The sequence below is a fragment of the Brevundimonas sp. genome, from assembly GCF_050729455.1.
Taxonomy (GTDB): Bacteria; Pseudomonadota; Alphaproteobacteria; order Caulobacterales; family Caulobacteraceae; genus Brevundimonas.
This window is the reverse complement of record NZ_JBOHLI010000086.1, coordinates 1-7,486: the sequence shown is the minus strand read 5'-3', so window position 1 is coordinate 7,486 and position 7,486 is coordinate 1. Positions and strand designations below refer to the sequence as shown.

10 protein-coding genes and 1 pseudogene are annotated in these 7,486 nt (G+C 68.8%); 3 read left to right on the top strand and 8 right to left on the bottom strand.

The window, feature by feature from the left end; genetic code table 11:
- Positions 1-359, top strand: a 359-nt coding sequence (locus ACREEF_RS15095) for a hypothetical protein (protein WP_431566385.1), incomplete at its 5' end; no start/stop codon positions are given.
- Between the two features lie 9 nt (positions 360-368).
- On the opposite strand, the gene ACREEF_RS15090 is transcribed toward ACREEF_RS15095, so the two are convergent.
- The 4 genes from ACREEF_RS15090 to ACREEF_RS15075 form a co-directional block, all read right to left on the bottom strand.
- Positions 369-701, bottom strand: a complete 333-nt coding sequence (locus ACREEF_RS15090; protein WP_431566384.1) for a VOC family protein — start codon at positions 699-701, stop codon at positions 369-371.
- A gap of 213 nt (positions 702-914) precedes the next feature.
- Complete coding sequence (gene eco / locus ACREEF_RS15085) at positions 915-1,421, bottom strand: serine protease inhibitor ecotin (protein WP_431566383.1); 507 nt, start codon at positions 1,419-1,421, stop codon at positions 915-917.
- 52 nt (positions 1,422-1,473) lie between these two features.
- Complete coding sequence (locus tag ACREEF_RS15080) at positions 1,474-2,664, bottom strand: thiolase family protein (RefSeq protein ID WP_431566382.1); 1,191 nt, start codon at positions 2,662-2,664, stop codon at positions 1,474-1,476.
- Between the two features lie 72 nt (positions 2,665-2,736).
- Positions 2,737-3,582: an acyl-CoA thioesterase gene (locus ACREEF_RS15075; protein ID WP_431566381.1), complete on the bottom strand. Its 846-nt coding sequence runs from the start codon at positions 3,580-3,582 to the stop codon at positions 2,737-2,739.
- Between the two features lie 180 nt (positions 3,583-3,762).
- On the opposite strand from ACREEF_RS15075, the gene ACREEF_RS15070 reads away from it, so the two are divergent.
- Positions 3,763-4,254 carry a winged helix-turn-helix transcriptional regulator gene (locus tag ACREEF_RS15070; RefSeq protein WP_431566380.1) on the top strand — a complete coding sequence of 164 codons (492 nt, stop codon included), beginning with the start codon at positions 3,763-3,765 and terminating at the stop codon, positions 4,252-4,254.
- Positions 4,255-4,306: 52 nt separating this feature from the next.
- Here the strand turns inward: ACREEF_RS15070 and ACREEF_RS15065 are convergent, their stop codons facing one another.
- On the bottom strand, positions 4,307-4,561 hold the full coding sequence (locus tag ACREEF_RS15065) for a hypothetical protein (protein WP_431566379.1): 255 nt from the start codon (positions 4,559-4,561) through the stop codon (positions 4,307-4,309).
- A gap of 181 nt (positions 4,562-4,742) precedes the next feature.
- Here ACREEF_RS15065 and ACREEF_RS15060 point away from each other — a divergent pair, with 181 nt between their 5' ends.
- Positions 4,743-5,402: a dihydrofolate reductase family protein gene (locus tag ACREEF_RS15060; RefSeq protein WP_431566387.1), complete on the top strand. Its 660-nt coding sequence runs from the start codon at positions 4,743-4,745 to the stop codon at positions 5,400-5,402.
- Between the two features lie 36 nt (positions 5,403-5,438).
- On the opposite strand, the gene ACREEF_RS15055 is transcribed toward ACREEF_RS15060, so the two are convergent.
- From ACREEF_RS15055 to ACREEF_RS15045, 3 genes and pseudogenes are all read right to left on the bottom strand, one after another.
- Complete coding sequence (locus tag ACREEF_RS15055; RefSeq protein WP_431566386.1) at positions 5,439-5,723, bottom strand: alpha/beta hydrolase family protein; 285 nt, start codon at positions 5,721-5,723, stop codon at positions 5,439-5,441.
- Between the two features lie 74 nt (positions 5,724-5,797).
- Positions 5,798-6,517 (bottom strand): annotated as a pseudogene (locus tag ACREEF_RS15050) (alpha/beta fold hydrolase); the annotation flags it as partial.
- A 57-nt stretch (positions 6,518-6,574) separates the two neighbouring features.
- Positions 6,575-7,351: a TolB family protein gene (locus tag ACREEF_RS15045; protein WP_431566378.1), complete on the bottom strand. Its 777-nt coding sequence runs from the start codon at positions 7,349-7,351 to the stop codon at positions 6,575-6,577.
- Between the last annotated feature and the right edge of the window lie 135 nt (positions 7,352-7,486).

Genomic DNA, 7,486 nt, shown 5'->3' with positions numbered 1-7,486 from the left:
CCCTCGGCCCCGCCGCTGTGGCGGCCCTGCCGTTCCGCGTCGACCTGCCGACCGGCTTCCAGCTGTTCGAGGGACGGGGCGGGCCGGATGCGCGCGTCTATCAGGTGCGCAAGGCGGGCAAGACCTTCGCCATGATCTACGCCGGGCCGTCGTCGCAGTTTCCCATCTATGACGGCGAACAGGTGTCGGCGGCGGGCCGCGTCACGGTCGTGGTGCCCGAGGGCACGCGTCGCATCGCCATGGAACATCTGTTCCAGCGTCCTGCCGCCCCCGCCGAGATCCACGTCTGGCTGATGAGCCTGGAAGGCGCCGATCGCGACGCCGCCGAGCGGATCGCCCAGTCGGTGGACCCCAAGTAGGCCAGAGACCTATTCGGACCAGACGGCCAGGTCGTTGCCGGACGGGTCGCGGAAGTGGAAGCGCCGGCCGCCGGGGAAGGCGAAGATCGGGTGGGTGATCTCCCCGCCCGCCGCCTGAACCTTGGCCTGCATGGCTTCCAGGTCATGGGCGTAGAGGATGGGCAGGGGCTTGGGCGTCATGGCCTCGGTGGTGAAGCCGCCGTCCAGTCCCTCGCCGAAGGCGGCGTAGTCGGGGCCGTAGTCCTGGAACACCCAGCCGAAGGCGGCCGCGTAGAAGGCCTTGTGCGCCGCCATGTCCGTGGCGGGCAGTTCGAGATAGTCCAGTTTTCCGTCTTCGCGCATGGGGCCGCTCCTTAAGCTGTCGAACTTGACGCTTGCACGTCGGCCGACTCTGCGCAAATCTGCAAATGGTTCGCAAATGCAGGAGTCGGCCGTGATCATCCTGACCGCTGGATGCGCCTCGCTGGCGCTGTTGATGCGCGCCGATCAGGGGGCGCAGCCGTCGTCGCTGACGGCGCCGACGCCCCCGAACCGAACGCGATCCGGCGACCGACCTCAGCTGGCGGTCTGTTCCTCGCCCGCGCGCCAGACGCGGTAGCGGACCTCCACGTCGGCAGGCGCATAGACCACCAGCGGCAGGCGGCTGTTGTAGCGGATCAGGTCCTGCGCGCGGCTGCGGACGAAGGCGTCATGTTCGGAGCCGGGCGGGCAGACCATCATGGTCGAGGCCGCCTGACCCAGGCTGTCCAGGACGTAGTAGTTATAGCCCCAGCCCTCGGCCGTGCGTTCCTGCAGGCGGCCGCCGAAGATGTGGCGGTTGCAGTCGACCTTCATGGTCTTGCCGACGATGACCTCGATCTTCAATGCGTCCTCGTCGGCCTGGGCGGGCAGGCGGATGACGTGGCGGGTCTGGCCGGCGGAGGCGGCGGGGAAGGCTTTCAGGTCGTCGGGGTTTTGAGCGCCGACGGAGCCGTCCGCAGGCCCGCCTTGCGCCTGGGTCGTGCCGCAGGCGGCCAGGGTGACGGCGGCGGCGGCGGCGAGGATGGTCAGGGGGTGTTTCAAGGCGGGGTCTCCACGGCCAAGGTGCTAGCTTGACCGTGGAAACGCAGTCGGATCAGGGCAGTTCCACGGCCATGGCCACGGCCTCGCCGCCGCCGATGCACAGGGAGGCCACGCCCTTCTTGCCGCCGCGCGCCTGAAGCGCCGCCAGCAGGGTGGACAGGATGCGCGCGCCCGAGGCGCCGATGGGGTGGCCGAGCGCCGTGGCGCCGCCGTTGACGTTCAGCTTGGCCCGGTCGATGCCCAGTTCCTGCTGGGCGATCATGGCGACGACGGCGAAGGCCTCGTTGACCTCCCACAGGTCCACGTCCTCGACCGACCAGCCGGCCTTCTTCAGCGTCTTCTGCATGGCCGGGACCGGGGCGGTGGTGAACAGGCCCGGCTCATGGGCGTGGGCGGCGTGGGCGACCACGCGGGCGACGATCGGCAGGCCCAGCGCCTTGGCGGTGCTCTCGCGGGTCATGACCAGGGCGGCGGCGCCGTCCGAGATCGAGCTGGCGTTGGCGGCGGTGATGGCGCCGTCCTTGGTGAAGGCGGGACGCAGGGTCGGGATCTTGGCGGCGTCGGCCTTGCCGGGCTGCTCGTCCTCGCTGACGGTGACGGGGCCCTTGCGGGTGGCGACCTCGACCGGAACGATCTCGGCCTTGAAGGCGCCCGAGGCGATGGCGGCCTGGGCGCGGGTCAGGCTCTCGATGGCGTATTCGTCCATCTGTTCGCGGGTGAACTGATACTGGGTCGCCGCGTCCTCGGCGAAGACGCCCATGGCCTTGCCGGGGGAATAGGCGTCTTCCAGACCGTCCATCATCATGCTGTCGATGATGACGTCGTGGCCGATGCGGGCGCCGCCGCGGTGCTTGTTCATCAGATAGGGGGCGCCGGTCATGGACTCCATGCCGCCGGCGACGATGACTTCGGCGGTGCCGGCCAGCAGGGCGTCGTGCGCCATCATGGCGGCCTGCAGGCCCGAGCCGCACATCTTGTTCACCGTCGTCGCCTCGACGTGTTTGCCGAGGCCCGCGCCGATGGCGGCCTGACGCGCCGGGGCCTGGCCCAGGCCGGCGGGTAGGACGCAGCCCATGAAGATCTGCTCGACCTTTTCAGGGGCGACGCCGGCGCGCTCGACGGCGGCCTTGACCGCGGCGGCGCCCAGGTCGGTGGCCTTGACCGGCGACAGCGCGCCCTGGAAGCCGCCCATGGGCGTGCGGGCGAAGGAGACGATGACGACGGGATCGGATGCGGCGGTCATGAGGGCGTTTCCAGTATGAATCGTTTGCCGGGGGATTAGGGGAGGCGAAGGCCCGCTGGCAAGCGGGGCGGCTTACAGCAGCTTGCGGCGCTGGCGGGCCAGGGCCAGCGGGCGGCCGTCCGCGCCCCAGGCGACGGCCTCGTCCACCGACCAGCCGAGGCCGTGGTCCAGCAGCCGGTATTCGAAGAAGGCCCAGCCGTCGGGCGCGGTTTCCGGCGTTGGATCGTTGATGAAGTCGTAGCGCAGATCGACGCTCGTCATCATCGGCGGCGCCTTGAAGGCCGTCCAGGCGGGCGGGTAGAGGGCGTCCAGCAGGTAGCAGAGCCGCAGTTCGTCCAGCGGCGCGCCGTCCTTCGTCCGCATCCAGACCCGCTCGACGGCGGGCTTGCCTTCGTTGCCGCCGAGGATGTTGGGGCCGCCGTCGAAGCGATAGTCCACGTGCTGCGAGAAGCGCGGGGCCATGGGGCCGCTGATGCCCGGCGCGTCCTTGAGGCTGTCCAGCGACGGGGGCGGGGCCAGAAGGGGGCTGAGGGTCTGGGCGGTCTTGCCGTCGGCGCCATAGGTGGCGCTGGCGTGGTGGGTCAGGCGCGACCCTTGCCCGCCCTCGACCACGGCATAGGCGACGTTGCGGCCGCCGCGCAGCAGGCGCGGACGGAAGTGGATGGCCTGGCCGTATCTGGCGGCGGCCAGATACTGAACGGTCAGGCTGCGCAGCGGCGCCTTGAGGTCCAAACCCTGCCGCATGGCCCCGGCGCACAGGGCCGCCAGCAGACCGCCGAACGGGAAGCCCGCCTCGGGCGGGGCCGCGATCGGCCCGTTGGAGAAGTCGCCGGTCAGATGGGCGCTCAATCCTTGATCGGGGCCCTCCTCGCCGGGCGTCAGGGTCAGGGCGTCGTGCAGCAGGTCGGCTTCGGTCATCGGTCCACGCAACAGCAGGCGAAAGGGGCGGGCGGAGACTGAAGCGTCGCCGCCCGCAAGTCGAGGAACGCAGAAACCGCGGCCGGGGAGCCGCAAGTTCGTTGCCAAAAGAAACTGACAAACTGCGTCCCGATTGGCAACCCACTTGTCAAAAGCCTGACGCGGGGTCACTTTCCCGGCATGGGACGCACCGCCGACTATAGCCGCCAGAGCTGCTCGATCGCCGCCACGCTGGAGGTGATCGGCGACCCGTGGACGCTTCTGGTCATTCGCGACGCCTTCAACGGCGTGCGCCGGTTCGAGCAGTGGCAGGACCGGCTGGGCGTGGCGCGCAACGTCCTGGCGGCGCGGCTGAAGTCGCTGGTGCAGCACGGGGTGCTGGAGCCGCAACTCTATTCCGAACGCCCGCCGCGCAACGAATATGTCCTGACCGCCAAGGGCAAGGACCTGTACGGGGTTCTGGTGACCCTGCACGCCTGGGGCGAGAAGCACGTCTATGGCGACGCCGACAGCGGCATCGCCATGGTCCACAAGACCTGCGGCCACGACCTCAAGCCCCGCATCGCCTGCGGCCACTGCAACGAGATCGTCAAACCCCGCGACATCGAACTGACCTGGGCCGAGAACAGGCCTACGGTGGGCGATGTCCTGCCGAAGGACGAGGCGGCTTAGGGGCTGGCGGCAAGCGGACGTTCTAGATGTCCGCTAAGGGTGGCAAGCGGCCTTAAGGCGTCACCTGAACCCAGATGGTTGGCACGCCATATTTGGTTGCCCAATCCTGTGCCGCCGCAAGTGCTGTTTCGAGCGAAATGTCGTTCTCACTCAGAGAACCATAGCCAATCCAATCACCATCGGCTTTCCACGAAGCGCCCGTGCCGAAGAACTGACCGTCCTGGGATGCCTCGATGATCAACCATGGCTGCCCGTCACCGACGTCGGGCAATTGCTCGTCGGGGGCGAGGTAGATGATCTCAGTCATCCGTCGACTATATCTTGAAGTCTCCCAATGTCCGCAACGGGTCGAAAGCAGACTTTCACCTAGGGCTGGGGAGCAGGCTTCGGCGTTAAGGGGCCAAGCCGACTTGCCGTAGGGGAACGAACAGCCCGACCGGCGGTTGTCGGCTCCATAGCGGCGCGCGAGGAGAGGGTCATTGCGCAAGGTGATCGGTGCGGCCTTCGTGTCGCTGGACGGGGTGATGCAGGCGCCGGGCGCTCCCGAGGAGGATCGGTCGGGCGGTTTCGCGCTGGGCGGTTGGCTGTTTCCCTATTTCGACGAAGCGGGCGGGCGACGGATCGATGCGCTGTTCGGCGGGCCGTTCGACCTGCTGCTGGGGCGGCGGACCTATGACATCTTCGCCGCCTACTGGCCCTTCGTCGAAGGCGAGGACGCAGGGCTGGGCGCGCGGTTCGATCACGCGGCGAAATACGTGGTGACACGCGGCGCGCAGCCGCTGTCCTGGCAGAACAGCCATCGTCTGGCGGGCCTCGACGCCCTGGCCGAGGTCAAGCGCGGGGAGGGGCCGGACCTGATCATTCAGGGCAGCAGCACCCTCTATCCGCAGCTTCTCGTTGCGGGACTGATCGACCGGCTGATCCTGATGACCTTTCCGGTGGTTCTGGGCAGCGGCAAGCGGCTGTTCGGCGAGGGCACGCCGCCCGGCTCGATGCGCATGGTCGAGCACGAGGTCACGCCGCGCGGCGTCGTCATCGCCACCTATGAACCGGACGGCGTCGTCGAGCCCGGCGACTTTGGCGCGGACATGGCGCCGAGCCCCGCCGAACGGGAACGCCGCGCCCGGATCGCCGCCGGGACGTGGTGAAGGCGGTTCCGCGTCGGGGCGGAACCGCCTGCCGGGTCAGTCGGCCTTGCGGACGTAGCGGTTCAGGAAGGCCAGATAGGATTCCTGGGCGGTGATGCGGTTCGCGCGGCGCTGGAAGCCGTGGCCTTCGTCGGGGAAGACGACGTATTCGACCGGCACGTTGTTGGCGCGGACCTTCTCGACCAGTTCGTCGCTTTCGACCTGAAGCACGCGCGGGTCGTTGGCGCCCTGCACCACCAGCAGAGGGCGACGAATCTTGTCGGCGTGGAACAGGGGCGAGATGGCGCGGTGGCGCTCGGCGTCGACCGCCGGGTCGCCCATCTCGTCGAACAGGGCCACGCGCTGGGCGCCCCACCAGGGGGGATGGACTGCAGGGTCCGCACCCAGTTGGTCACGCCGAAGATGTCGATGCCCGCCTCGAACTTCTCGGGGTGGAAGGCCAGGGCCGCGGCGGTGATGTAGCCGCCGTAGGAGCCGCCCATGACCGCGACCTGATCGTCGGCCACCCAGTCCTGGGCCCGCAGCCAGTCGCCGCCGGCGACGATGTCGCGCAGGTCGGCCTCGCCGTGCTTCTTGTCGTCCATGTGGAAGAAGGTCTTGCCGTAGCCGGACGAGCCCCGGTTGTTGGCCCCCAGCACCGCATAGCCGTGATTGACCAGGTGCTGCACCATGGCGGAATAGCCGCGCCGCGTCTGACCGCCCGGCCCGCCGTGAACCAGAACGACCGCCGGGGCCGGGTTGGCGGCCGAGGCGCCCTTGGGCCGATAAAGAACCGCTGGAACCTGAACGCCGCCTTCGCCCGGATAGCGGACGATGGAGGCCTCGATCAGATCGCTTTCTTTGATCGCCGGGTTCAGGGCGTGGGTCAGGCGTCGCGCCTGTCCGGTCGACAGATCGGCCACGAAGACATCGGCGGGCGAGGTGTCGGACACCACGGTGAAGGCGGCCAGACCGGCGGCGGGATCGAAGCGGACCCCGGTGATGTCGCCCTCGGGCAGGCCGGTCAGGCGGATCGGCGCGCGGGTCTGGGCGTCCTCGATGGTCAGCTCGGTCGAGGCGTCAGCGTTGACCGCCGTGACGCGGTATCGGCCGTTGGGCGAGAAGGCGACGTACATGACGTCCCAGTCGGCCTGGGTCGTGCGGTTGTGGGCCTTGTTGGCGATGTCATAGGCCTAGGCCTGGCTGAACTCGCCGTCCTGATCGCTGGTGTAGATCAGGGTCGCGTTGAAGGGGCCGAAGCGGCTGACGTCATAGGAGACGTCGCCGGTGTGCTGCGAGATCAGATAGGGCTCGCCCCCCGCCTGCAGGTCGGCCAGATAGATGTCGGAGTTGGCGCTGGTGTGGGACCTGGTCAGGGCGACCAGCCGCCCGTCGCCGGACACCGCCGCCAGATCCATGCCGGGGTTCTGGAAGATCAGCTTCCGCTCATAGGTGGCGGCGTCATAGGCGTAGAGGTCGAAGACCTCGGCGTCGCGCTCGTTGCTGGTCAGCCAGAAGGTCTGGCCGTCGTCGCTGAAGCCGACGAAGCCGGCCTTCAGCTTGTCGCCCGGCGTCAGGTCGCGCAGCGTCCCGTCCGTCTCGCGCACATAGATGTGGGTCAGTTCGTTGCCGCCCTGGTCCGCCGCCACCAGAACGCGGCGACCGTCGGGGAAGTAGCTCTGGGCGAAGGTGGCGTTGGCGGTCGAGGCGGTCAGCGGCACGGGGTCGCCGCCCGCGACGGGCAGGGCGTAGGCGTTGAACACCCCCATCTTGTCTGACGAGATCAGCACGTGGCTGCGCCCCTCGGAAAAGGCCAGACCGTCCGGGTTGGCCATCGAGAAACTGGTCGTCTCGAAGAACTGGGCGGCGGTGTAGGGCGTGACGGCGGCCGATGCGGCCTGGGCTGGGGCGGCGGGTTCAGCGGCGGCGACGGCAGGGACGGCGGCGACAAGCGCCAGGGCGGAAACCATGCAGGCGAAGGAGCGTGACGTGCCTCTGAGGTTTCATCCAGCGGCGACCAGAGTCCTTGGGTTAGTTACGCCTCGCAGCGTGGGGTGAGCAACAGGCCGGGCCGCGCAGCTTTCATCCTGCGCAGCGGGTCGGCC